Below are 23,827 nucleotides of genomic sequence, written 5' to 3' on the forward strand. Positions count from 1 at the left end.
CTTTTGTTGCATTACTGGGATGTAAAGTGAATACAACGCTGTTTCGATGGCCGGTTCGTGTCTATTACGAAGATACCGATGCCGGTGGTGTGGTTTACCACGCCAGCTACGTTGCTTTTTATGAACGGGCACGCACAGAGATGCTGCGCCATCATCACTTTAGTCAACAGGTGCTGTTGGCTGAGCGAGTTGCCTTCGTGGTACGCAAGATGACGCTTGAGTATTTTGCGCCTGCCAGACTCGACGATATGCTCGAAGTCCAAACTGAAATTACATCAATGCGCGGGACCTCACTGGTTTTCACGCAGCGGATAGTCAACGCAGAGAATAACGTACTGAACTCAGCTGAAGTGCTGATTGTTTGTGTTGATCCAACCATAATGAAGCCTCGTGCGCTTCCTAAGTCTATTGTCGCGGAGTTTAAGCAGTGACTGACATGAATATCCTTGATTTGTTCCTGAAGGCAAGCCTTCTGGTTAAACTTATCATGTTGATTTTGATTGGTTTTTCAATCGCATCCTGGGCCATCATCATCCAGAGAACGCGTATCCTCAATGCCGCTGGCCGTGAGGCTGAAGCGTTTGAAGATAAGTTCTGGTCGGGCATTGAGCTTTCTCGTCTGTACCAAGAGAGCCAGGGACGTCGTGAAAACCTGACCGGCTCCGAGCAAATTTTCTATAGCGGCTTCAAAGAGTTCGCCCGTCTGCATCGTGCAAACAATCATGCGCCTGAAGCGGTGGTGGAAGGTGCCTCGCGCGCGATGCGCATTTCGATGAACCGCGAGCTGGAAAACCTTGAAACGCATATTCCGTTCCTCGGTACTGTCGGTTCCATCAGCCCGTATATCGGCCTGTTTGGTACCGTGTGGGGGATCATGCACGCCTTTATCGCGCTGGGCGCGGTGAAGCAGGCCACGTTGCAGATGGTTGCACCGGGTATCGCTGAAGCACTGATTGCGACCGCTATCGGTCTGTTTGCGGCAATTCCTGCGGTTATGGCTTACAACCGTCTGAACCAGCGCGTGAACAAACTGGAACTGAACTACGACAACTTTATGGAAGAGTTCACTGCGATTCTGCACCGTCAGGCGTTTACCAGCACCGAGAGCAACAAGGGGTAAACCATGGCCAGATCGCGTGGACGAGGTCGTCGCGAGCTCAAGTCCGAAATCAATATCGTTCCGCTGCTGGACGTCCTGTTGGTACTGCTGCTGATCTTCATGGCAACAGCGCCAATCATTACCCAGAGCGTGGAAGTGGATCTGCCGGATGCGACAGAATCACAGGCGGTGAGCACCAATGACGATCCTCCGGTTATCATTGAGGTTTCCGGCGTAGGGCAATACAGCGTCGTGGTAGAAAAAGATCGTATGGATCAGCTGCCACCTGAGCAGGTTATTGCCGAAGCGCAGCGTCGCCTGGAGTCAAATCCGAAAACGGTCTTCTTAATCGGTGGCGCGAAAGACGTACCCTACGATGAAATTATTAAAGCGCTGAACTTGCTACATAGTGCGGGTGTTAAGTCAGTTGGCTTAATGACCCAACCTATTTGATCATCCGCGTAGTTTTTGGGAACCGATAGTGTCAAAGGCAACCGAACAGAACGACAAGCTTAAGCGAGCGATAATCGTCTCCGCAGTGCTGCACGTTATTCTCTTTGCAGCGCTGATCTGGAGTTCGTTCGACGAGCATATTGATGCATCAGCCGGCGGCGGTGGAGGATCTTCCATTGACGCCGTCATGGTGGATCCCGGTGCGGTAGTACAGAACTATAATCGCCAACAGCAGCAGAAGGCGAGTGCAAAACGGGCTGAAGAGCAGCGTGAAAAACAGGCGCAACAGCAAGCGGAAGAACTGCGTGAAAAGCAGGCTGCCGAGCAGGAACGTCTGAAGCAGCTTGAAAAAGAACGTTTGCAGGCGCAGGAAGCCGCGAAAGCGCAGGCAGAGCAGCAGAAACAAGCCGAAGAGGCCGCGAAAAAAGCACAGGAACAGCAAAAGCAGGCGGAAGAGGCGGCAGCAAAAGCCGCAGCGGACGCGAAAGCACAGGCTGATGCCCAGGCGAAATTAGCGGCAGAAGCGGCGAAGAAAGCGGCTGCCGACGCCCAGAAGAAAGCGGAAGCCGAAGCGGCGAAGAAAGCGGCCGCTGATGCTCAGAAGAAAGCGGAAGCCGAAGCCGCGAAGAAAGCCGCAGCTGATGCTCAGAAGAAAGCAGAAGCGGAAGCCGCGAAGAAGGCCGCTCAGGAAGCAGAGAAGAAAGCTGCTGCCGAGGCCGCGAAGAAAGCGGCTGCTGCAGAGAAAGCAGCAGCAGAAAAAGCCGCGGCAGAAAAAGCGGCAGCCGCCGAAAAAGCCGCTGCTGACAAAAAAGCTGCAGCTGAGAAGGCCGCTGCCGATAAGAAAGCAGCAGCTGAAAAAGCGGCTGCTAAAAAGGCTGCCGCCGCTGAAAAAGCCGCTGCTGCCGCAGGGGTTGACGATCTGCTGGGCGATTTGAGCTCCGGTAAGAATGCGCCGAAAACGGGCGGTGGGGCGAAAGGAAGTAATGCTGCTCCTGCGGGAAGTGGTAACACTAAGAGTAACGGTGCGACAGGGGCTGAAATCAACGGTTATGCCGCGCAGATTAAATCCGCTATTGAAAGCCGATTCTATGATGCGTCTTCCTATACCGGTAAAACGTGTACGTTGCGTATAAAACTGGCTCCGGATGGCATGCTTCTGGATATTAAGTCTGAAGGTGGCGACCCGGCTCTATGTACTGCGGCCCTGGCTGCAGCGCGTCAGGCGAAGATGCCTAAACCGCCTTCGCAGGCAGTCTACGAAGTCTTCAAAAATGCGCCGCTGGACTTCAAACCTTAAGTTACATTTTCCCCGTGCAAACGGGGAAAAATAGACCAGGTTTAGTCACAGGGTTCGGGTAGTTTTGTCTATTTGAGTTTGTTAACATTCTGCTAAATTATCGTGGGTAAGGTTACCCGGATAAGGGAGATATGATGAAGCAGGCATTACGTGTAGCATTTAGTTTTTTAATGCTGTGGGCAGCAGTACTGCACGCAGAAGTACGTATCGAGATCACCCAGGGGGTGGACTCGGCACGCCCAATCGGTGTTGTTCCGTTCCAGTGGGCCGGTCCTGGCGCTGCACCTGAAGATGCCGGTGGCATCGTGGCGGCTGACCTGCGTAACAGCGGTAAATTCAACCCGTTAGATCGTTCTCGCCTGCCACAGCAGCCGGGTAGCGCGCAGGAAGTTCAGCCTGCAGCATGGTCTGCACTGGGTATTGATGCCGTGGTTGTGGGTCAGGTTACCCCTAATCCAGACGGTTCTTACAACGTGGCCTGGCAGCTGGTGGATACCGGCGGTGCACCAGGTACCGTTCTGGCCCAGAACTCTTACAAGGTCAGTAAGCAGTATCTGCGCTACGCGGCACACGCTGCCAGCGATGCGGTATTTGAAAAACTGACCGGCATTAAAGGTGCGTTCCGTACCCGTATCGCGTACGTGGTGCAGACCAACGGTGGTCAATTCCCGTATGAGCTGCGCGTATCTGATTACGATGGCTACAACCAGTTCCTGGTGAAACGCTCCTCGCAGCCACTGATGTCTCCAGCCTGGTCTCCGGACGGTTCTAAGCTGGCGTATGTGACCTTCGAAAGCGGCCGTTCTGCGCTGGTTATCCAGACGCTGGCAAACGGTGCGGTTCGTCAGGTGGCGTCTTTCCCACGTCACAACGGTGCGCCTTCGTTCTCTCCAGACGGCTCTAAACTGGCGTTTGCGCTGTCAAAAACCGGTAGCCTGAACCTGTACGTGATGGACATTGGCTCTGGCCAGATCCGTCAGGTGACCGACGGTCGCAGCAACAACACCGAACCTTCATGGTTCCCGGACAGTCAAAACCTGGCGTTTACCTCTGACCAGGCCGGCCGTCCACAAATTTATAAAGTCAACATCAACGGCGGTGCTCCGCAGCGTATTACCTGGGAAGGTTCTCAGAACCAGAACTCAGACGTGAGCAGCGACGGTAAATTTATGGTAATGGTCAGCTCCAACGGCGGGCAGCAGCACATTGCCAAACAAGATCTGGTAGCGGGTGGCGTGCAAGTTCTGTCGTCAACGTTCCTGGATGAAACGCCAAGTCTGGCACCTAACGGCACTATGGTAATCTACAGCTCTTCTCAGGGGATGGGATCTGTGCTGAATCTGGTTTCTACAGATGGGCGTTTCAAAGCGCGTATTCCGGCAACTGATGGACAGGTAAAATCACCTGCCTGGTCGCCGTATCTGTAAATAATAATTAATTGATTACTAAAGGAATCATAGAAATGCAACTGAACAAAGTGCTGAAGGGGCTGATGATCGCTCTGCCTGTAATGGCAATCGCAGCGTGTTCTTCTAACAAGAACGCCAGCAATGACCAGAGCGGCGAAGGCATGATGGGTGCCGGCACCGGTATGGACGCGAACGGCAATGGCAACATGTCTTCTGAAGAGCAGGCGCGTCTTCAGATGCAGCAGCTGCAGCAGAACAACATCGTTTACTTCGATCTGGATAAATACGACATCCGTTCTGACTTCGCTGCGATGCTGGATGCGCACGCTAACTTCCTGCGTAGCAACCCATCTTACAAAGTCACCGTAGAAGGTCACGCGGACGAACGTGGTACCCCAGAGTACAACATCTCCCTGGGTGAACGTCGTGCTAACGCTGTTAAAATGTACCTGCAGGGTAAAGGCGTTTCTGCTGACCAGATCTCCATCGTTTCTTACGGTAAAGAAAAACCTGCAGTACTGGGTCACGACGAAGCGGCTTACTCCAAAAACCGTCGTGCCGTACTGGTTTACTAAGAGAATTGCATGAGCAGTAACTTCAGACATCATCTGTTGAGTCTGTCGTTACTGGTTGGAATAGCGGCCCCCTGGGCCGCTTTTGCTCAGGCACCAATCAGTAGTGTCGGCTCAGGCTCGGTAGAAGACCGGGTCACTCAACTCGAGCGTATTTCTAACGCTCACAGCCAGCTTTTAACCCAACTCCAGCAACAACTTTCCGATAACCAGAATGATATTGACTCTCTCCGCGGCCAGATTCAGGAAAGCCAGTATCAGCTTAATCAGGTTGTGGAACGTCAGAAGCAAATCTTGTTGCAGATAGATAGCCTGAGCAGCGGTGGTGGTGCAGCAGCGCAGCCAGCCGCAGGCGATCAGAGCGGTGCGGCGACGTCTACGCCAGCGCCATCTGCTGATACGTCTGCCTCAACAGGCGCGCCTGTACAGAGCGGTGACGCGAATACGGATTACAATGCGGCCATTGCCCTGGTGCAGGATCAATCTCGTCAGGATGACGCGATTGCTGCGTTTCAGAGCTTTGTTAAGAAATACCCTGATTCCACTTATCAGCCAAATGCCAATTACTGGCTCGGTCAGTTGAATTACAACAAGGGTAAAAAGGACGATGCGGCGTTTTATTTTGCCTCAGTGGTGAAAAATTACCCAAAATCGCCGAAAGCGCCAGATGCGATGTATAAGGTTGGCGTGATCATGCAGGACAAAGGCGACACGGCGAAAGCCAAAGCGGTTTATCAGCAGGTGGTCGCAAAATTCCCGGGTACCGAAGGTGCTAAGCAGGCGCAAAAACGTCTGAATTCGATGGGATGATTATCGCATGACCAGAAATCGCGTTATTTCTGGTCGTGCAGCATGATTACTAAGCAGTTAAGTGATCTTCATCGAAATTTTTGTTGCGCAGAATTCTTAAATCAGTAATATATGCCGCCGTTGCCACGGGATATCAAACAACGTGAAAGCAGCATAAAAGTGGGTCGTTAGCTCAGTTGGTAGAGCAGTTGACTTTTAATCAATTGGTCGCAGGTTCGAATCCTGCACGACCCACCACTTAACGCAGTTCCGGCAGTACAGAGTGGGTGATTAGCTCAGTTGGTAGAGCATCTCCTTTACACGGAGGGGGTCGGCGGTTCGAGCCCGTCATCACCCACCACTCGGGTCGTTAGCTCAGTTGGTAGAGCAGTTGACTTTTAATCAATTGGTCGCAGGTTCGAATCCTGCACGACCCACCACTTTAAAGTGGTACCGAGTAAAAATCTTCGAAGTCAGCACCCGAATGGGTCGTTAGCTCAGTTGGTAGAGCAGTTGACTTTTAATCAATTGGTCGCAGGTTCGAATCCTGCACGACCCACCACTTCGAAGAAAAAAATCCCGCAAGGGGTCGTTAGCTCAGTTGGTAGAGCAGTTGACTTTTAATCAATTGGTCGCAGGTTCGAATCCTGCACGACCCACCAGTGTAGAAAGGCGCCCTAAAGGCGCCTTTTTGCTATCTGCGGTACAACAAATGCTCCGCCCATCTATTCCCGGTGACTTTTCACGCCAGATTCGCTATCTTGTTTAGTATACAAAACACAATTGCCACGCGTTTTGCTATGTCAGGCAAATGAAAGGCAATATTGTTAAGCCCGTAAAACGAGAAGCCATAATGAGTGTGATGTTTGATCCTGAAGCCGCAATCTATCCGTTTCCGCCTAAGCCTGTCCCGCTGAGCCAGGACGAAAAGCAGTTCTACCGCGAGAAGATTAAACGTCTTCTTAAAGAGCGCGACGCGGTGATGGTGGCCCATTACTACACCGACCCGGAAATTCAGCAGCTGGCGGAAGAGACCGGGGGCTGCATTTCTGACTCACTGGAGATGGCGCGCTTCGGTGCACGACATCCCGCTTCCACGCTGCTGGTGGCCGGCGTGCGTTTTATGGGCGAAACGGCAAAGATCCTGAGCCCGGAAAAAACCATTCTGATGCCCACGCTTAACGCGGAGTGTTCCCTGGATCTCGGCTGTCCGATTGACGAATTCACGGCCTTCTGTGATGCCCACCCTGACCGGACCGTGGTGGTTTACGCGAACACCTCGGCAGCAGTGAAAGCGCGGGCAGACTGGGTGGTCACGTCAAGCATCGCCGTTGAGCTGATTGAACATCTGGATAGTCTGGGGGAGAAAATTATCTGGGCGCCTGATCGTCATCTCGGCAATTATGTTCAGAAGCAGACGGGGGCTGACGTTCTTTGCTGGCAGGGCGCCTGTATCGTTCATGACGAGTTCAAGACGCAGGCGCTGGCGCGCATGAAGGCGCTTTATCCTGACGCCGCCATTCTTGTGCACCCTGAATCTCCGCAGTCGATTGTTGACATGGCGGATGCGGTGGGTTCAACCAGCCAGCTTATTAACGCGGCCAGGACTTTACCTCACAAGCAGCTTATCGTGGCGACCGATCGCGGTATCTTCTATAAGATGCAGCAGGCCGTGCCGGAGAAAGAGCTTCTCGAAGCGCCTACCGCAGGCGAGGGGGCAACGTGCCGCAGCTGTGCGCATTGCCCGTGGATGGCGATGAACGGCCTGAAAGCGATTGCCGAAGGGTTAGAAACCGGTGGTGCGGCGCATGAAATCCACGTGGATGCAGCCCTGCGTGAAGGCGCGTTAATTCCGCTTAACCGCATGCTGGATTTTGCGGCTACACTACGTACTTAATTCACTACGCCCCGGGGAAAAGATGGATTTTTTTAGCACACAGAACATTCTGGTTCATATACCGATTGGTGCAGGTGGCTATGACCTGTCATGGATTGAGGCCGTTGGTACGCTGGCGGGATTATTGTGTATCTGGCTGGCAAGCCTTGAGAAGATCAGCAATTATGCGTTCGGGCTGATTAACGTCACGCTGTTTGCGATTATCTTCTTCCAGATCCAGCTGTACGCCAGCCTGCTTTTGCAGCTGTTCTTCTTCGCCGCCAATATTTACGGCTGGTATGCGTGGTCGCGTCAGAACAGCCAGCAGGAGGCAGAGCTGCAGATTCGCTGGCTGCCCTTGCCGAAAGCCATCGCCTGGTTTGTCGCCTGCGTGGTGGCCATTGGCTTAATGACCGTCTTCATCAATCCGGTATTTGCGTTCCTGACCCGCATTGCCGTTTCGGTCATGTCCGGCATCGGCCTGAACGTGACGATGCCAGAACTCCAGCCGGATGCTTTCCCGTTCTGGGATTCCTGCATGATGGTGCTGTCGATTGCGGCGATGATTCTGATGACCCGTAAATACGTTGAGAACTGGCTGCTGTGGGTCATCATCAACGTTATCAGCGTGGCGATCTTCGCCCTGCAGGGCGTCTATGCCATGTCGCTGGAATATCTGTTGCTGACCTTCATCGCGCTGAACGGTAGCCGGATGTGGATTAACAGCGCGCGTGAGCGAGGCTCTCGCGCGCTTTCCAGCTAGTGGTCATGATGATGTGAATGACCGGACTGCGCCTCGTTAAGGTGGCAGTCCGGTCCGCTACAGGGCTGATACTCCATCTGAACGGTGGCATGGCTAATGTCGTAGTGATGTTCCAGGAAGTGCTGGATGCGATCGAGCAGCGCATCGTGGTCGTGAGGTGGGATCACCTGGACATGGAGCGTCATGACCGGTTTCTCCCCCACCAGCCAGACGTGCACGTGGTGGACATTACGGACTTCCGGAACAGTACGGCGCAGGTTGCGCTTCAGCTCGTCGATGTCCATGGATGCCGGAGCCCCTTCAAGCAGTTCATTCACGCTCTCCTTCAGCAGCCGCCAGGCGCTGCGCAAGACCAGACACGACACCAGCACGGACAGAATCGGATCGACAGGCGTCCAGCCGGTATAGAGGATCACCAGCGCGGCGACAATCGCCCCGACTGAGCCGAGCAAGTCCCCCAGCACATGCAGAGCCGCCGCGCGCACGTTGAGGTTCTTTTCCTCGCTGCCGCGGTGCAAAATCCAGAAGGCCAGGATATTCGCCACCAGCCCTGCCACGGCAATCACCATCATTGTCGCCCCGGCAATCGGCTGAGGATGTCTGAAGCGCTGAATGGCCTCCCAGACGATAAGAATGGTAATGACCACCAGGGCAATCGCGTTAACAAAGGCGGCAAGGGTCGTCAGCCTCAGCCAGCCGAAGGTATGGCGTGTATTGGGGGGACGACGGGCAAACTGTACGGCCAGAAGGGCGAAAAGTAGCGCCGCTGCATCGGTAAGCATATGCCCGGCGTCAGCCAGTAGCGCCAGAGAGCCGGAGACCAGACCGCCGATGACCTCAATAATCATGAAGGTTGCGGTGACGCCAAAGGCCAGCAGCAATCGTTTAGCGTTGTCGTCGCCAGCGGCGTGGGAATGTGTGTGTGCCATGTTATCTTTCCTGATTCGTTATCGTTTTTAGTGTAGCGTTTTTAATAGGTTACTCAAAAAGAAAGGAGAGCCTTAGCTCTCCTTTTATCATTAATTTCACAGCCGGTTACTGAGTCGTACCATCTGTTTTGGTATTGGCATCATCCCCCACTTTGTCATTCGGGTCGGGACATTTGCCATCTTTACACATGGAGTTCTTATGAACTTCATCTTTGCTCATGCTGTCATGATTCATGGTGCCGGAGTCGGTACCGTTGGGGTGCAGCATGGTGCCGCCGGTGTTGGTGTTTCCATTATTGATCTGACTATTATCGACATTGTTCGGGGCGACGTTCTGTTTGGCATCAGGGGCGACCTGGCCTGCTGACGCAGCCGCGTTTGCATCACCGTTACCCGATGAGCCCGTTTCGGCCGCAAGAACGCTACCGCTGGCCAGGGTGAGGGTGGCGGTCAGGAAGAGGGTTGCCAGTTTTGTCATTTTCATCATGGTGCTCCTGTTCTTGTCGTTACGCTGGATAACTTTTTCCAACAGTGCATCTTTTTCAGAGGCGAAAGATTCCGCCATACGGACTTACGTCAGTCGGGAATCGCGTTTAAGCGTGTAAAAATGGTTGTTACAGTTAAAAAGCTTAGGTTAGATCTCGTTTTTCGCTATTTTGTGGCGATTTTTAGGCGAATTCCAGGAATTATCTGCGTGAAGTGTAAAACCGTGTTTACACTTCCTGAGCGACAAGATAGATTGAAAGGATTGCTTTCATTACTAAAGATATGGCAGAGCTGGAACGAAGATGAATTATCAGAACGACGATTTACGTATTAAAGAGATCAATGAGTTATTACCTCCTGTAGCACTCCTTGAGAAATTCCCCGCCACTGAAAATGCCGCAAACACGGTTTCTCATGCTCGTAAAGCGATCCATAAGATCCTGAAAGGTAATGACGATCGTCTTCTGGTGGTGATTGGCCCATGCTCTATCCACGATCCTGCTGCCGCGAAAGAATACGCAGCCCGTCTGCTCACCCTGCGTGAAGAGCTGAAGGATGAGCTGGAAATCGTGATGCGCGTCTATTTTGAAAAACCGCGCACCACCGTTGGCTGGAAAGGGCTGATTAACGATCCGCACATGGATAACAGCTTCCAGATCAACGACGGCCTGCGCATTGCGCGCAAGCTGCTGCTGGAGATTAACGACAGCGGGCTGCCTGCGGCCGGTGAGTTCCTGGATATGATTACGCCCCAGTATCTGGCAGACCTGATGAGCTGGGGGGCAATTGGTGCCCGCACTACTGAATCTCAGGTTCACCGCGAGCTGGCGTCCGGTCTCTCTTGTCCGGTTGGCTTCAAAAACGGCACTGACGGCACCATTAAGGTGGCTATCGACGCCATCAACGCAGCGGGCGCACCGCACTGCTTCCTGTCCGTGACCAAATGGGGCCACTCCGCCATCGTTAACACCAGCGGTAACGGTGACTGCCATATCATTCTGCGCGGCGGCAAAGAGCCGAACTACAGCGCAAAGCATGTGGCCGAAGTCAAAGTCGGGCTGGAAAAAGCCGGGCTGCCACCGCAGGTGATGATCGATTTCAGCCACGCCAACTCCAGCAAGCAGTTTAAAAAGCAGATGGAAGTGGGCGCAGACGTCTGTCAGCAGATTGCCGGCGGTGAGAAGGCGGTAATTGGGGTGATGATCGAAAGCCATCTGGTTGAAGGTAACCAGAACCTGGAAGGCAGCGAGCCGCTGGTGTACGGCAAGAGCGTGACCGATGCCTGCATCGGCTGGGATGACACCGACGCCATCCTGCGCCAGCTGGCGAATGCGGTGAAAGCGCGTCGCGGTTAATTCTGACGGCTCAAATAAAAAAGCGCGGACGGTTCCGCGCTTTTTTTATGGTCAGCGAAAATTACTTCGCTTTACCCTGGTTCGCAACGGCCGCCGCTTTCGCTGCGATTTCGTCCGCGTTACCCAGGTAGTAGTGTTTGATTGGCTTGAAGTTTTCGTCGAACTCATACACCAGCGGTACGCCAGTTGGGATGTTCAGTTCGAGAATTTCGTCTTCACCCATGTTGTCCAGGTATTTCACCAGCGCACGCAGGGAGTTACCGTGAGCGGCGATAATCACGCGCTCGCCGCTTTTCAGACGTGGCAGAATGGTTTCGTTCCAGTAAGGCACAACGCGGTCGATGGTCAGCGCCAGGCTCTCGGTGGTTGGCAGCTCAGCGTCGGTCAGTTTCGCGTAACGCGGGTCGTGGCCCGGGTAGCGCTCGTCATCTTTGGTCAGCTCTGGTGGGGTGACCGCGAAGCCGCGACGCCACTGTTTAACCTGCTCGTCACCGTATTTCTCAGCGGTTTCCGCTTTGTTCAGGCCCTGCAGCGCACCGTAGTGACGCTCGTTCAGTTTCCAGGATTTCTCAACCGGCAGCCAGGCCTGGTCCAGTTCGTCCAGCACGTTCCACAGGGTATGGATGGCACGTTTCAGCACAGAGGTGTAAGCAAAATCAAAGCTGAAGCCTTCTTCCTTCAGCAGTTTACCTGCTGCTTTTGCTTCGCTTACGCCTTTCTCGGACAGGTCAACGTCGTACCAACCGGTAAAGCGGTTTTCGTTGTTCCACTGGCTTTCGCCGTGACGCACCAGAACCAGCTTAGTAATAGCCATCTCTTACTCCTCAAGCATTTTTAGAATGATAACAATTCTCATTATATTGCCGTGGCCGTGCCAGCAGCAACGCTTAACCCTAACCATAGCGAAAATAGTCTCTGAGTGTAAGATGCTTGTGAATCCAGGGTTATGATTTTGTCTGCGATCGGCGCTATTTTCAGCAAGGCGCACAGAAAAAAGCCCTCCGGAGGGAGGGCTGAATATTAATGTGGAATAAAATGATATTCCGTCACGCTAACGTACTCTTCACCTGGGCGCAGCACGCAGTCCGGCTGCGGCCATTCCGGATGATTCGGGCTGTCCGGCAGGAACTCGCTCTCCAGCGCCAGCCCTTGCCAGTCGCTGTACTCTTCGTGTTCGCGCGCCGTCGTGCCGCCGAGATAGTTACCTGAGTAGAACTGCAGGGCAGGAGCGGTGGTATAAACCGTCATCTGCAGCTTCTCATCGGTGGACCAGACCTGTGCGGCAGGTTGTTTCACATCGCCTTTAGCCTGTAGCAGGAACGCGTGGTCGTAGCCTTTCACCTTGCGCTGGTCGTCATCGCTCAGGAAATCCTGGGCGATGGATTTCGCGCTGCGGAAGTCAAAGCTGGTGCCGCTCACGTCTTTGAGGCCCTGGTACGGAATGCCCATCTCATCAACCGGCAGATACGCATCCGCCAGGATCTGAAGCTTGTGGTTCCGCACGTCGCACTGGTTACCGTCCAGATTAAAGTACGCGTGATTGGTCAGGTTGACCGGACACGGCTTGTCGACCGTCGCACGGTATTCAATGGCGATACGGTTGTCGTCGGTCAATGTAAAGCGCGCGGAGGCGATAAGGTTACCCGGGAAGCCCTGATCGCCGTCCTGCGAATCCAGCGAGAACAGCACTTCGCCGTCGTTTTGACGAACAATTTTCCAGCGACGTTTATCAAACCCGTCCGGGCCACCGTGCAGTTGGTTCTCACCCTGGCTTGGCAGCAGGGTGTACTGCACGCCGTCGAGTTCAAAACGGCTCTTCGCGATGCGGTTCGCATAGCGCCCTACGGATGCACCCAGATAGGCAGACTGATTAACATACTGCTCGGGCGATGCGCAGCCGAGCAGGGTTTCGCGCACGCTGCCGTCCGGCATCGGTACGCGTGCTGAAAGAAGGGTTGCACCCCAGTCCATGAGCGTAACCACCATCCCCGCGCGATTGCGCAGGGTTAACAGGCGATACGGCAGACCATCCGGTGCGAGGGTAGGTGTTTCGTTTAGCACTGTCCGGCTCCTTGTGATGCTTTGCAAACATAGAAGGTTTCTTTGATACCTGTTTTTGCTTCGTACTGCTTCGCCACGGCGTCCTGTACAGCAGGGACCAGCTCCTCAGGCACCAGCGCAACGATGCAGCCGCCAAAACCGCCGCCCGTCATGCGCACGCCGCCTTTGTCGCCAATGACCGCTTTGACGATCTCCACCAGGGTGTCGATCTGCGGCACGGTGATTTCAAAATCATCGCGCATGGAGGCGTGAGATTCCGCCATCAGTTCACCCATGCGTTTCAGGTCACCTTTCGCCAGCGCGGACGCGGCTTCAACGGTACGGGCATTCTCCGTCAGCACGTGACGAACGCGTTTGGCGACAATCGGGTCCAGCTCGTGCGCCACTTTGTTAAATTCATTGAGCGTGACGTCGCGCAGGGCGGGCTGCTGGAAGAAGCGGGCGCCGGTTTCGCACTGCTCGCGGCGAGTGTTGTACTCGCTGCCCACCAGCGTGCGCTTAAAGTTGCTGTTGACGATCACGACAGCCGCGCCTTTTGGCAGGGGTACGGCTTTGGTGCCCAGCGAGCGGCAGTCGATCAGCAGCGCGTGCTCTTTTTTGCCCAGCGCGGAGATCAGCTGGTCCATGATGCCGCAGTTGCAGCCCACGAACTGGTTTTCCGCTTCCTGACCATTCAGGGCGATTTGTGCGCCATCCAGCGGTAAATGATAGAGCTGCTGGAACACGGTGCCGACGGCGACCTCCAGAGACGCAGAGGAGCTTAAGCCCGCCCCCTGCGGCACGTTGCCGCTGATGACCAAATCGGCGCCGCCGAAGTTTTTATTACGCTTCTGCAGATGCTTCACCACGCCGCGCACGTAGTTAGACCACTGCTGGCTGTCGTGCGTCACAATCGGGGCATCGAGGGAAAACGCGTCCGTCTCATTACCGTAATCCGCCGCAATCACGCGAACCTGGCGGTCGTCGCGCTTCGCGCAGCTGATGACCGTCTGGTAATCGATGGCGCACGGCAGCACAAAGCCGTCGTTGTAGTCAGTGTGTTCACCAATCAGGTTGACGCGGCCAGGTGCCTGAATTACGTGGGTGGCAGGGTAGCCAAATTTCTCAGCAAACAGGGATTGTGTTTTATCTTTCAGACTCATTTTTTAGACTCCTGATTCGCGATAGTGGACGTCGCTAACGGCACGCAGACGTTCAGCCGCCTGTTCCGCCGTCAGGTCACGCTGGGTTTCCGCCAGCATTTCGTAGCCCACCATAAATTTACGCACCGTCGCAGAGCGCAGCAGCGGCGGATAGAAATGGGCATGCAGCTGCCAGTGCTGATTCTCTTCGCCGTTAAACGGTGCGCCGTGCCAGCCCATGGAGTACGGGAAGGAGCACTGGAACAGGTTGTCGTAACGGCTGGTCAGCTTTTTCAGCGCCAGGGCAAGGTCGTCGCGCTGCGCGTCGCTGAGCTCGGTGATGCGCTGCACGTGCGCTTTCGGCAGCAGCAGCGTCTCAAACGGCCAGGCGGCCCAGTAAGGCACGACGGCCAGCCAGTGTTCGGTCTCCACCACGGTACGGCTGCCGTCGGCCAGCTCACGCTGCGCGTAATCCACCAGCATCGGCGAGCCGTTTTCCACGTAATACGCTTTTTGCAGGCGGTCTTCACGCTCGGCTTCGTTAGGCAGGAAGCTGTTCGCCCAGACCTGGCCGTGCGGGTGCGGGTTGGAGCAGCCCATGGCCGCACCTTTATTTTCAAACACCTGCACCCATGGGTAAGTTTGACCCAGCTCGGCAGTTTGCGCCTGCCAGGTGCTGACCACCTCTTTCAGTGCCTCAACGCTCAGCTCCGGCAGCGTTTTGCTGTGATCGGGGGAGAAGCAGATCACGCGGCTGGTACCGCGCGCGCTTTCACAGCGCATCAGCGGATCGTGGCTTTCCGGCGCGTCCGGCGTGTCGGTCATCAGGGCGGCAAAATCGTTGGTAAACACGAAGGTGCCTTTGTAGTCCGGGTTTTTATCCCCGGTGACGCGCGTATTGCCCGGACAGAGGAAGCAGTCCGGGTCGTGCTGCGGCAGCGTCTGTTTTGCAGGCGTCTCCTGCGCCCCCTGCCAGGGGCGCTTGGCGCGATGCGGAGAAACTAAAATCCATTGCCCGCTTAACGGGTTAAAGCGACGATGCGGATGATCGACGGGATTAAATTGCGTCATGACGGATCCTTAGTCCGGATAGCCTTGCGGGTGGCGTGACTGCCAGTGCCAGGTATCCTGTGCCATTTCATCAAGCGTGCGCGTGACACGCCAGTTAAGCTCTTTGTCGGCTTTGGTGGCGTCGGCCCAGTAAGCAGGCAGATCGCCCTCACGACGCGGTGCGAAGTGGTAGTTCACCGGCTTGCCGCAGGCTTTGCTGAAGGCGTTAACCACGTCCAGCACGCTGCTGCCGACGCCAGCGCCGAGGTTGTAAATATGCACGCCCGGTTTATCCGCCAGCTGCTGCATGGCCGCAACGTGGCCGTCGGCCAGATCCATCACGTGGATATAGTCGCGCACGCCGGTGCCGTCTTCGGTCGGGTAGTCATTGCCAAAAATCGCCAGCGACTCGCGGCGGCCTACGGCCACCTGGGCGATATACGGCATCAGGTTGTTCGGAATGCCCTGCGGATCTTCCCCCATATCGCCAGACGGATGCGCACCGACCGGGTTGAAGTAGCGCAGCAGCGCGATGCTCCACTCCGGCTGGGCTTTTTGCAGATCGGTCAGGATCTGCTCCACCATCAGCTTGCTTTTGCCGTACGGGCTCTGCGGCGTCCCGGTCGGGAAGCTTTCAACGTAAGGGATTTTAGGCTGATCGCCGTAGACGGTGGCGGAAGAGCTAAAGATGAAGTTTTTGACGTTGGCCGCACGCATGGCGGAGATGAGACGCAGGGTGCCGTTGACGTTGTTGTCGTAATACTCAAGCGGCTTAGCAACGGATTCACCGACCGCTTTCAGACCCGCGAAGTGGATCACCGCTTCAATGGCGTGGTCGTGAAGGATCTCGGTCATCAGCGCTTCGTTACGGATGTCGCCTTCCACGAACGTCGGGTGTTTACCGCCAAGACGTTCAATCACAGGCAGCACGCTGCGCTTACTGTTGCACAGGTTGTCGAGAATGATGACGTCATGGCCGTTTTGCAGCAGCTGCACGCAGGTATGACTACCGATGTAACCGCTACCACCTGTTACCAGAACTCGCATATTTCGCTCCATTGGGCTTATGGTATGTAATAACCATAGCATAACAGAGACGCGAAAAGTGTGACATGGGATAAAATAGTGGAATCGTTTACACTGTTTTTAAAATCCGATTTTCAGCTATCGTGAGGCATTGTAGATCAACGGGATAGCAATGTATTAGTGCAGGTTATCTGAAAAACGGAGGGCGGTGCCCTCCGGGGATTAATCGATTTTGCTTTGCCGATAGTAATAGTGCTCACCGTCCGGAACAAACTCCAGGCGGTGGGTGATGCAGGAGGGGGCATCTTCGGCATGATGTGAAACGAACAGCAGCTGCGTTTCACCTTCGCTAATCAGCACGTCCACAAAGCGGCGGATAAGCTGGCGGTTCAACGGGTCGAGTCCCTGCAGCGGTTCGTCGAGGATCAGCAGCGTAGGGTGTTTCACCAGCGCGCGAACGATCAGCGCCAGACGCTGCTGCCCCCACGAAAGACTATGAAACGGCGCGTCAGCAACCCGGTTGTCCATGCCCAGAATGTCCAGCCACTGCTGGGCCAGCTTGTGCTGTTTGTCCGACACCGCCTGATAAATGCCGATGGAGTCAAAATACCCGGAGAGGATCACGTTGCGTACCGTGGTACTGACCCGGTAATCCAGATGCAGGCTGCTGCTGACGTAGCCGATATGTTTTTTGATATCCCAGATGGTTTCGCCGCTGCCGCGACGCCGACCGAACAGCGTGAGGTGGTTGCTGTAGCCCTGCGGATGATCGCCGGTGATCAGGCTCAGCAGCGTGGATTTACCCGCGCCGTTGGGGCCGACAATCTGCCAGTGCTCGCCTGGATTGACAGTCCAGCTGAGGTGATTGAGGATAGCGCGATCGTCATAAGAGACCACCCCATCGCGCAGCACGATGCGCGGCTGGTGGGGATCAAGCGCGTGGCGCGCCGACGGGGCGTCGGGTTCCGGAAGGGTAATACCGTCGAGCTGTTCGCTGTGCGCGAGCTGGGCAATCAGCGCCTGCTTAAGCAGTGCGGTTTTTTCGCCGGTCTCGGTCAGGTTACAGTCGGCCAGGACGCCCGCGTGCTGGATAAAGTCCGGAATTTCATCAAAACGGTTAAGCACCAGCACGAGGGTATATCCCTGCTGATTAAGCGACGCCAGCAGAGACGCCAGCTGCGCCCGGGACTGCACGTCAAGACCGTCGAACGGTTCGTCCAGAATAAGCAGTTCAGGTTCGCTCATCAGCGCCTGACAAAGCAGCGTTTTTCGCGTCTCGCCGGTCGAAAGGTATTTAAAGCGCCGGTTCAGCAGAGGGGTGATACCGAACTGTTCTGCCAGGCGCTGGCAGCGGGCGGGATCCTTCACTTCATCCTGAATAATTTCCGCCGTCGTACGGCCGGTATCGTCTTCGCCAGGGCTGAGCAAATCGGTGTTGTTGCGCTGCCACTCGTCGCTGACCAGCTTTTGCAGTTGTTCAAACGACAGGCGCGTCAGGCGCGTAAAGTCGCTCTGGTATTGGCCCTTGAGGAGGTTGAGCTCTCCGGCCAGCGCGCGGGCCAGCGCGGATTTACCGCTGCCGTTTGTGCCGACAAACGCCCAGCTTTCACCCGCGCGTAGCGTCAAATCAGCAATCGTCAGCGTTCGGGTATCGCTAAGACGAAACGTGCCTTGCGAAATATGCAATGATGACATGATTTATCCCTGTTTTTGCAGCACCAGATATCAGGGATACGCACTGTCGGTACGATTGTCAATGTGCTCAGCACAAAGTGGCGATAATCACCCGGTCCGCGTTGAAATACGCGGTGACGGCAGCACCTTCTTCTACGTTGTCCGACTCGCTGAGCGGTATGGTCGCGCAAAGCGGCTGCCCATCTGCCAGGGTCATCAGCACTTCGCACTGCGCCTGGCCGCGTTCGATATGGCTGATGGTGCCCTGCAGCTGGTTATCTGCTCCCTTTGCCGCGTCGGGATCGCGTGTGATACTGACCCACGGCGCCTTCAGGAGCACCAGCACCTCTTTCCCTTCATCCAGTTCAAGACGTTCCGCGCTTTGCGCCGTTATGGCGGCCTTCAGACGGGTGGTGCCATCGGCAAGCAGGATCTCAATATGCTGCTGTATCTGCAGATTGTCGCGCGCCGTCACCGTACCAAACCACTGGTTGCGGGCGCTGGTTTGTAGCGAGAAGCGGGAAATGGCGGCCAGCAGACTGTCCAGCGGAACGTTATCGTCATCGCTTAACGCATCGAACGCTTTTTGCTGAATCTGGGCCAGCAGATCGTAAAGCTGAATAAGACGCTGACCATAGCGCGTCACGATTGCACCGCCGCCGCCTTTGCCGCCCGTGGCTCTGTCCACCAGCGGCTGTTCACTCAGGGTGTTCATGTCGTTGATGGCGTCCCAGGCACTTTTGTAGCTGATGCCCGCGTTTTTCGCCCCCTGGCTAATCGAGCCCGTTTGTTCTATTTGTTTAAGCAGGGCGATACGTCGCGGATCGGCGAAAAGCTTTTGCTGAAGTCGGAGTGTGAGGAGAATTTCGGCCTGCATAACAGTGTCCTGGCAAAAAGGGTATTGTGACCCAAATGGTGCAGGGCGCAAAGGGTACCGCACAAAAGGGGATGTTTTTCTCAGTTGAAAGGGTAGAATAAGCTGTTCACAATATCTGGAGAAAACCATGTTAGAGTTGTTGAAAAGTCTGGTATTCGCCGTGATCATGGTACCAGTAGTGATGGCCATCATCCTCGGTGCCATCTACGGCCTGGGTGAAGTGTTCAACGTCTTTTCGAACATTGGTCACAGAGACCAGGCTAAAAAGCAGCATTGATTCCCCCCCAAAACGCCCGGCTTGTCCGGGCGTTTTGCTCTCAAGATTTTCCCATTTTCGCCGATACTCTTTAACGCACTACGCCGGTTTACCTCTTCAGCGGTACGATTAAACGCTGGGATCTCCCTGACGTTACCGTTATATTAATGTGTATATAACGCTACTCACAGGAGTTACAGATGGCACGTTCATGGGTACGCCTTTTTGCAGGGGCAACGTTGACGCTTTCCCTTACCGGACACGCGCTGGCGGACGACGGTAAAATCACGGTCTTTGCGGCGGCGTCGCTGACTAACGCGCTGCAGGATATCGCGGCGGCGTATAAAAAAGAGAAAAACGTCGAGGTGGTCTCCTCGTTTGCCTCTTCCTCGACGCTCGCTCGCCAGATAGAAGCGGGCGCGCCGGCGGATCTGTTCATCTCGGCTGACCAGAAGTGGATGGATTACGCGGCGGAGAAAAAAGCGATTGATGCGGCAACCCGCGAAACGCTGCTGGGGAATAGCCTGGTTGTCGTGGCGCCAAAAGCCAGCGCCCAGGCTGACTTCACCATCAACAAAGAGACCCACTGGATAAGCCTGCTGAACGGCGGGCGTCTGGCGGTGGGCGATCCGGAGCACGTTCCGGCCGGGATCTACGCCAAAGAAGCGCTGCAAAAATTGGGCGCATGGGAGACATTGTCACCGAAGCTGGCCCCGGCGGAAGATGTCCGCGGCGCGCTGGCGCTGGTGGAACGCAACGAAGCCCCGCTGGGCATTGTGTATGGCTCTGATGCCGTTGCCAGTAAGGGTGTGAAAGTGGTGGCAACGTTCCCGGAAGACTCCCACAAGAAAGTGGAATATCCTGTTGCGATTGTTGATGGACATAAAAATGCGACCGTGACGGCCTTCCGCGATTATCTGAAGGGGCCGGAAGCGTCCGCGATCTTTAAACGTTACGGATTTACGACTCACTGATGATATTGACCGATCCTGAATGGCAGGCTGTTCTGCTGAGCCTTAAAGTCTCTTCCCTGGCGGTTGCGCTGAGTTTGCCCTTTGGGATCTTCTTTGCCTGGCTACTGGTTCGCTGTCGGTTTCCCGGCAAAGCGCTGCTCGACAGCGTGCTTCATCTTCCGCTCGTGTTGCCGCCCGTGGTGGTCGGTTATCTGCTGTTAATTTCCATGGGGCGACGCGGTTTTATTGGCGAAAAACTTTATGACTGGTTTGGGCTGACCTTTGCGTTTAGCTGGCGCGGAGCGGTACTGGCGGCGGCGGTAATGTCATTCCCGCTGATGTTGAGGGCGATCCGCCTCGCGCTGGAAGGCGTGGACATGAAGCTCGAACAGGCGGCCCGTACGCTGGGTGCCGGGCGCTGGCGCGTTTTTTTCACCATCACGCTTCCCCTGACGTTACCCGGCATTATTGTCGGGACGGTACTGGCGTTCGCCCGCTCGCTGGGCGAGTTTGGCGCGACCATCACCTTCGTCTCGAACATCCCCGGCGAGACGCGAACGATTCCGTCGGCCATGTATACCCTGATCCAAACGCCGGGCGGAGAGGGCGCGGCGGCGCGGCTGTGTATCATTTCAATCGTACTAGCCCTGGTATCGCTGCTGGTGTCGGAATGGCTGGCGCGGCTGAGCCGCGAGCGGATGGGGAAATAAGCATGCTGGAACTGAATTTCACCCAGACGCTGGGAAACCATACCCTGACGCTTAACGAGATGCTGCCTGCAAGCGGTATCACTGCCATCTTCGGCGTCTCGGGGGCGGGAAAAACGTCGCTGATAAATGCCATCAGCGGCCTGACGCGCCCGCAGTCAGGACGGATTGTATTGAATAACCGCGTCTTAAACGACGTGGAAAACAAGGTTTATCTCACGCCGGATAAACGCCGCATTGGCTATGTTTTCCAGGACGCGCGCTTATTCCCGCACTACAGCGTGCGCGGCAACCTGCGTTACGGCATGGCGAAAAGCATGGCCGGACAGTTTGATAAGCTGGTGACGCTTTTAGGCATTGAGCCACTGCTCGACAGACTGCCCTCGTCGCTTTCCGGCGGAGAAAAACAGCGCGTAGCCATTGGCCGCGCGTTGCTGACCGCACCCGAACTGCTGCTGCTCGACGAACCGCTGGCCTCGCTGGATATTCCGCGCAAACGTGAGCTCCTGCCCTACCTGCAGCGCCTGACGCGGGAAATTAATATTCCGATGCTCTACGTCAGCCATTCGCTGGATGAGATCCTCCATCTGGCCGACAAAGTGCTGGTGCTGGAAGAGGGCAGCGTCAAGGCCTTCGGCAACCTGGAAGAGGTCTGGGGCAGCAGCGTAATGAACCCGTGGTTACCCCGGGAACAGCAGAGCAGCATTCTGAAGGTGAGCGTCCTGGAACACCATCCGCACTACGCGATGACGGCGCTGGCGCTCGGCGATCAGCACCTGTGGGTCAATAAGATCGACAAGCCGTTGCAGTCCGCGCTGCGTATTCGTATTCAGGCATCAGACGTCTCGCTGGTGCTGCAGCCGCCGCTGCAAACCAGTATTCGAAATATTCTGCGCGCCAAAGTCGCGGAGTGTTTTGATGATAACGGCCAGGTGGAAGTGAAGCTCGAGGTGGGAAGCCGGACGCTCTGGGCGCGCATCAGCCCGTGGGCCAGGGATGAGTTAGGGATCAAACCCGGCCTGTGGCTTTACGCGCAAATTAAGAGCGTCTCGATCACCGCCTGATTACAGCAGGTGGGTATAAATATACTGCGCGATGCTGTCGGTGGTGTTGTCGCCAATCACCACGTTAGCGCGCGCTTTTACCGCGTCGTCGGCATTGCCCATCGCCACGCCCGTACCGACGGCTTCCAGCATGCTGATGTCGTTGTAGTTGTCGCCGAAGGCGATCGCGTCCTGCATTGACCAGCCCTGTGATTCCACATACTGCGTCAGACGCTTGCCTTTGCTGTTGCCTTTGCGGGCAATATCCACCTGATCGTGCCAGGACCACTCGCACTCCAGCCCCAGCGTTTCCTCGACGTGCTTCGCGAAGGTATTCAGTTTGGTCGTGTCTTCATCCGTCAGGGCGAATTTCCAGATAGCCTCAACGTCCTGGGCTGCCTGACGCAGGGAGGATACCTGGGTAAAGACCGGACGCTGCGCTTCAGGCAGGGACAACGCCCAGTTGCTGGTGCGCACCACGTGGCCGGTAGGGCGCTCGTAGACCATTGCGTTATCCACATACATCAGGCCGTGAATGGCATGCTCATCCAGCAGATCAATCAGTTGCAGCGCCTGGGGAACCGGCAGCGGGTCGGAGGCTAAAACCTTTTTTGTCTGATAATCATACAAATAAGTGCCATTACAACAAATTGCAGGTGTATCTAACGCCAGTGCCTGATAAAAAGGGTGAATGGCTACGTGATGTCGACCCGTTACGATAAGGAGTTGATATCCCGCTTCCTGCGCGCGTTTAAGCGCTTCAAGGGAGGAGGGGAGAAGGGTTTTTTGCGGCGTCAGTAAGGTACCGTCTAAATCCAGAGCAATCACACGCGAGGTCATCTGTTTTCCCGGGTTAATATTGAATTTACGTTTTGATGGGATGGTACACCGAGAGGCGAATGCTTCAAAATTCCTGTCGACAATTCAGCATTCACCGTCAAAAGTTAATTACTTTCATGCGCAGTGAGGAGTGAATATTCATGAAACAAACCGTTTATACCGCCAGTCCTGAAAGCCAGCAGATCCACGTCTGGCGCTTAAATACCGAAGGGACACTCACGCTGGTTCAGGTTGTTGATGTGCCAGGCCAGGTACAGCCGATGGTCATCAGCCCGGATAAACGTTTCTTGTACGTGGGTGTGCGCCCGGAGTTTCGCGTGCTGGCCTATCGCATCTCTCCGGACGACGGCGCGCTGACTTACACTGCCGAAGCGCCGCTGCCGGGCAGTCCAACCCATATCTCAACCGATCGTAAAGGCAACTTTGTCTTCAGCGGCTCGTATAATGCGGGCTGCGTCAGCGTAACGCGTCTGGAAGATGGCATTCCGGTCGAAACCGTGGATGTGGTGGAAGGGCTGGAAGGCTGCCACTCGGCGAATATCTCTCCGGATAACCGCACGCTGTGGGTGCCTGCCCTGAAGCAGGATCGTATCTGCCTGTTCACCCTGAGCGACGATGGTCACCTCGTGGCGCAGAATCCAGCTGAAGTCACGACGGTAGAAGGCGCGGGCCCGCGTCATACGGTCTTCCATCCGAACCAGCAGTACGCCTACGTGGTCAACGAACTGAACAGCTCCGTGGACGTATGGGAGCTGAAAGATCCAAACGGTCAGATTGAGTGCGTGCAGACGCTGGACATGATGCCGTCTGATTTCTCCGACACCCGCTGGGCGGCGGATATTCACATTACGCCAAATGGCCGTCATCTGTACGCCTGTGACCGCACCTCCAGCCTGATCACCGTGTTTAGCGTTTCCGAAGACGGCAGCGTGCTGGCGATTGAAGGCTTCCAGCCGACGGAAACCCAGCCGCGCGGCTTTAATATCGATCACAGCGGCAAATACCTGATTGCGGCGGGGCAGAAATCCCACCACATCGCGCTGTATGAAATTAAAGGCGAGCAGGGGCTGCTGGAAGAGAAAGGGCGCTACGCCGTAGGCCAGGGGCCGATGTGGGTGGTGGTTAACGCTCACTAAGCGGCTTAAAACAAAAAACCTCGCGAATGCGAGGTTTTTTTATGCCCGGTGGCAG

At 55.4% G+C, this 23,827-nt stretch carries 25 protein-coding genes and 5 tRNA genes; 20 read left to right on the forward strand and 10 right to left on the reverse strand.

Annotation, left to right across the window (positions count from 1 at the left end; all coding sequences use genetic code 11):
• The first annotated feature begins 26 nt into the window (after positions 1-26).
• From ybgC to pnuC, 14 genes are all read left to right on the forward strand, one after another.
• Positions 27-431: a tol-pal system-associated acyl-CoA thioesterase gene (gene ybgC, locus ACVCAM_RS00085; protein ID WP_126349077.1), complete on the forward strand. Its 405-nt coding sequence runs from the start codon at positions 27-29 to the stop codon at positions 429-431.
• Positions 428-1,120 carry a Tol-Pal system protein TolQ gene (tolQ, locus tag ACVCAM_RS00090; protein WP_008501101.1) on the forward strand — a complete coding sequence of 231 codons (693 nt, stop codon included), beginning with the start codon at positions 428-430 and terminating at the stop codon, positions 1,118-1,120. Before ybgC ends, tolQ begins: the two co-directional genes overlap by 4 nt.
• A 3-nt stretch (positions 1,121-1,123) precedes the next feature.
• Entirely contained in the window at positions 1,124-1,552 is a 429-nt protein-coding gene (gene tolR / locus ACVCAM_RS00095; RefSeq protein WP_003858589.1) for a colicin uptake protein TolR, read from the forward strand.
• Positions 1,553-1,580: 28 nt separating this feature from the next.
• Positions 1,581-2,849: a cell envelope integrity protein TolA gene (gene tolA, locus ACVCAM_RS00100; RefSeq protein WP_126349078.1), complete on the forward strand. Its 1,269-nt coding sequence runs from the start codon at positions 1,581-1,583 to the stop codon at positions 2,847-2,849.
• 134 nt (positions 2,850-2,983) lie between these two features.
• Positions 2,984-4,276, forward strand: coding sequence for a Tol-Pal system beta propeller repeat protein TolB (tolB, locus tag ACVCAM_RS00105; RefSeq protein WP_447093494.1), 1,293 nt, complete (start codon positions 2,984-2,986; stop codon positions 4,274-4,276).
• 35 nt (positions 4,277-4,311) lie between these two features.
• On the forward strand, positions 4,312-4,833 hold the full coding sequence (pal, locus tag ACVCAM_RS00110) for a peptidoglycan-associated lipoprotein Pal (RefSeq protein ID WP_003858578.1): 522 nt from the start codon (positions 4,312-4,314) through the stop codon (positions 4,831-4,833).
• 9 nt (positions 4,834-4,842) lie between these two features.
• Positions 4,843-5,640: a cell division protein CpoB gene (gene cpoB, locus ACVCAM_RS00115; protein WP_021241013.1), complete on the forward strand. Its 798-nt coding sequence runs from the start codon at positions 4,843-4,845 to the stop codon at positions 5,638-5,640.
• Positions 5,641-5,801: 161 nt separating this feature from the next.
• Positions 5,802-5,877 (forward strand) — tRNA-Lys (locus tag ACVCAM_RS00120).
• A 27-nt stretch (positions 5,878-5,904) separates the two neighbouring features.
• A tRNA-Val gene (locus ACVCAM_RS00125) sits at positions 5,905-5,980 on the forward strand.
• 3 nt (positions 5,981-5,983) lie between these two features.
• A tRNA-Lys gene (locus ACVCAM_RS00130) sits at positions 5,984-6,059 on the forward strand.
• Positions 6,060-6,105: 46 nt separating this feature from the next.
• Positions 6,106-6,181 (forward strand) — tRNA-Lys (locus ACVCAM_RS00135).
• A gap of 24 nt (positions 6,182-6,205) precedes the next feature.
• Positions 6,206-6,281 (forward strand) — tRNA-Lys (locus ACVCAM_RS00140).
• A 191-nt stretch (positions 6,282-6,472) separates the two neighbouring features.
• Positions 6,473-7,516 carry a quinolinate synthase NadA gene (gene nadA, locus ACVCAM_RS00145; protein WP_008501105.1) on the forward strand — a complete coding sequence of 348 codons (1,044 nt, stop codon included), beginning with the start codon at positions 6,473-6,475 and terminating at the stop codon, positions 7,514-7,516.
• Between the two features lie 22 nt (positions 7,517-7,538).
• Positions 7,539-8,258 carry a nicotinamide riboside transporter PnuC gene (pnuC, locus tag ACVCAM_RS00150; protein ID WP_023293003.1) on the forward strand — a complete coding sequence of 240 codons (720 nt, stop codon included), beginning with the start codon at positions 7,539-7,541 and terminating at the stop codon, positions 8,256-8,258.
• Here pnuC and zitB read toward each other — a convergent pair.
• Together zitB and ACVCAM_RS00160 are read right to left on the reverse strand one after the other, a co-directional pair.
• Entirely contained in the window at positions 8,255-9,187 is a 933-nt protein-coding gene (gene zitB, locus ACVCAM_RS00155; protein WP_008501107.1) for a CDF family zinc transporter ZitB, read from the reverse strand. The two genes, pnuC and zitB, sit on opposite strands and share 4 nt — an antisense overlap.
• A gap of 106 nt (positions 9,188-9,293) precedes the next feature.
• Positions 9,294-9,671 (reverse strand): YbgS-like family protein, encoded by a 378-nt coding sequence (locus ACVCAM_RS00160; protein WP_008501109.1) that lies wholly within the window; start codon positions 9,669-9,671, stop codon positions 9,294-9,296.
• 304 nt (positions 9,672-9,975) lie between these two features.
• On the opposite strand from ACVCAM_RS00160, the gene aroG reads away from it, so the two are divergent.
• On the forward strand, positions 9,976-11,028 hold the full coding sequence (gene aroG, locus ACVCAM_RS00165) for a 3-deoxy-7-phosphoheptulonate synthase AroG (protein WP_008501110.1): 1,053 nt from the start codon (positions 9,976-9,978) through the stop codon (positions 11,026-11,028).
• 61 nt (positions 11,029-11,089) lie between these two features.
• Here the strand turns inward: aroG and gpmA are convergent, their stop codons facing one another.
• The 7 genes from gpmA to modE form a co-directional block, all read right to left on the reverse strand.
• Positions 11,090-11,842: a 2,3-diphosphoglycerate-dependent phosphoglycerate mutase gene (gene gpmA, locus ACVCAM_RS00170; RefSeq protein ID WP_008501111.1), complete on the reverse strand. Its 753-nt coding sequence runs from the start codon at positions 11,840-11,842 to the stop codon at positions 11,090-11,092.
• Between the two features lie 206 nt (positions 11,843-12,048).
• Positions 12,049-13,089, reverse strand: coding sequence for a galactose-1-epimerase (gene galM, locus ACVCAM_RS00175; RefSeq protein ID WP_021241010.1), 1,041 nt, complete (start codon positions 13,087-13,089; stop codon positions 12,049-12,051).
• On the reverse strand, positions 13,083-14,231 hold the full coding sequence (galK, locus tag ACVCAM_RS00180) for a galactokinase (protein ID WP_021241009.1): 1,149 nt from the start codon (positions 14,229-14,231) through the stop codon (positions 13,083-13,085). Before galK ends, galM begins: the two co-directional genes overlap by 7 nt.
• Positions 14,232-14,234: 3 nt before the next feature.
• Positions 14,235-15,281, reverse strand: coding sequence for a galactose-1-phosphate uridylyltransferase (gene galT / locus ACVCAM_RS00185; protein WP_095443214.1), 1,047 nt, complete (start codon positions 15,279-15,281; stop codon positions 14,235-14,237).
• 9 nt (positions 15,282-15,290) lie between these two features.
• Entirely contained in the window at positions 15,291-16,307 is a 1,017-nt protein-coding gene (gene galE / locus ACVCAM_RS00190) for a UDP-glucose 4-epimerase GalE (protein WP_008501115.1), read from the reverse strand.
• Positions 16,308-16,508: 201 nt separating this feature from the next.
• Positions 16,509-17,981, reverse strand: a complete 1,473-nt coding sequence (modF, locus tag ACVCAM_RS00195) for a molybdate ABC transporter ATP-binding protein ModF (protein WP_407223179.1) — start codon at positions 17,979-17,981, stop codon at positions 16,509-16,511.
• Between the two features lie 67 nt (positions 17,982-18,048).
• Complete coding sequence (gene modE, locus ACVCAM_RS00200) at positions 18,049-18,837, reverse strand: molybdenum-dependent transcriptional regulator (RefSeq protein ID WP_126349081.1); 789 nt, start codon at positions 18,835-18,837, stop codon at positions 18,049-18,051.
• Positions 18,838-18,964: 127 nt separating this feature from the next.
• On the opposite strand from modE, the gene ACVCAM_RS00205 reads away from it, so the two are divergent.
• The 4 genes from ACVCAM_RS00205 to modC all read left to right on the forward strand — a co-directional run bounded on the left by ACVCAM_RS00205 (position 18,965) and on the right by modC (position 21,817).
• Positions 18,965-19,114 carry an AcrZ family multidrug efflux pump-associated protein gene (locus ACVCAM_RS00205; protein WP_008501118.1) on the forward strand — a complete coding sequence of 50 codons (150 nt, stop codon included), beginning with the start codon at positions 18,965-18,967 and terminating at the stop codon, positions 19,112-19,114.
• Positions 19,115-19,293: 179 nt separating this feature from the next.
• The gene (modA, locus tag ACVCAM_RS00210; protein WP_045405886.1) at positions 19,294-20,067 is read left to right on the forward strand and encodes a molybdate ABC transporter substrate-binding protein; all 774 of its coding nucleotides are present in this window, start codon (positions 19,294-19,296) and stop codon (positions 20,065-20,067) included.
• Positions 20,067-20,756 (forward strand): molybdate ABC transporter permease subunit, encoded by a 690-nt coding sequence (gene modB / locus ACVCAM_RS00215; protein ID WP_447093475.1) that lies wholly within the window; start codon positions 20,067-20,069, stop codon positions 20,754-20,756. The genes modA and modB overlap by 1 nt, the downstream gene beginning before the upstream one ends.
• A gap of 2 nt (positions 20,757-20,758) precedes the next feature.
• Entirely contained in the window at positions 20,759-21,817 is a 1,059-nt protein-coding gene (gene modC / locus ACVCAM_RS00220) for a molybdenum ABC transporter ATP-binding protein ModC (RefSeq protein ID WP_126349082.1), read from the forward strand.
• Here the strand turns inward: modC and ACVCAM_RS00225 are convergent, their stop codons facing one another.
• Positions 21,818-22,636, reverse strand: coding sequence for a pyridoxal phosphatase (locus ACVCAM_RS00225; RefSeq protein ID WP_063453815.1), 819 nt, complete (start codon positions 22,634-22,636; stop codon positions 21,818-21,820).
• Positions 22,637-22,776: 140 nt separating this feature from the next.
• On the opposite strand from ACVCAM_RS00225, the gene pgl reads away from it, so the two are divergent.
• A complete protein-coding gene (gene pgl / locus ACVCAM_RS00230; protein ID WP_407223180.1) occupies positions 22,777-23,772 on the forward strand; it encodes a 6-phosphogluconolactonase in 996 nt (331 codons plus the stop codon).
• Positions 23,773-23,827: the final 55 nt, after the last annotated feature.

The sequence above is a fragment of the Enterobacter sp. CFEC122 genome (genome assembly GCF_052983755.1).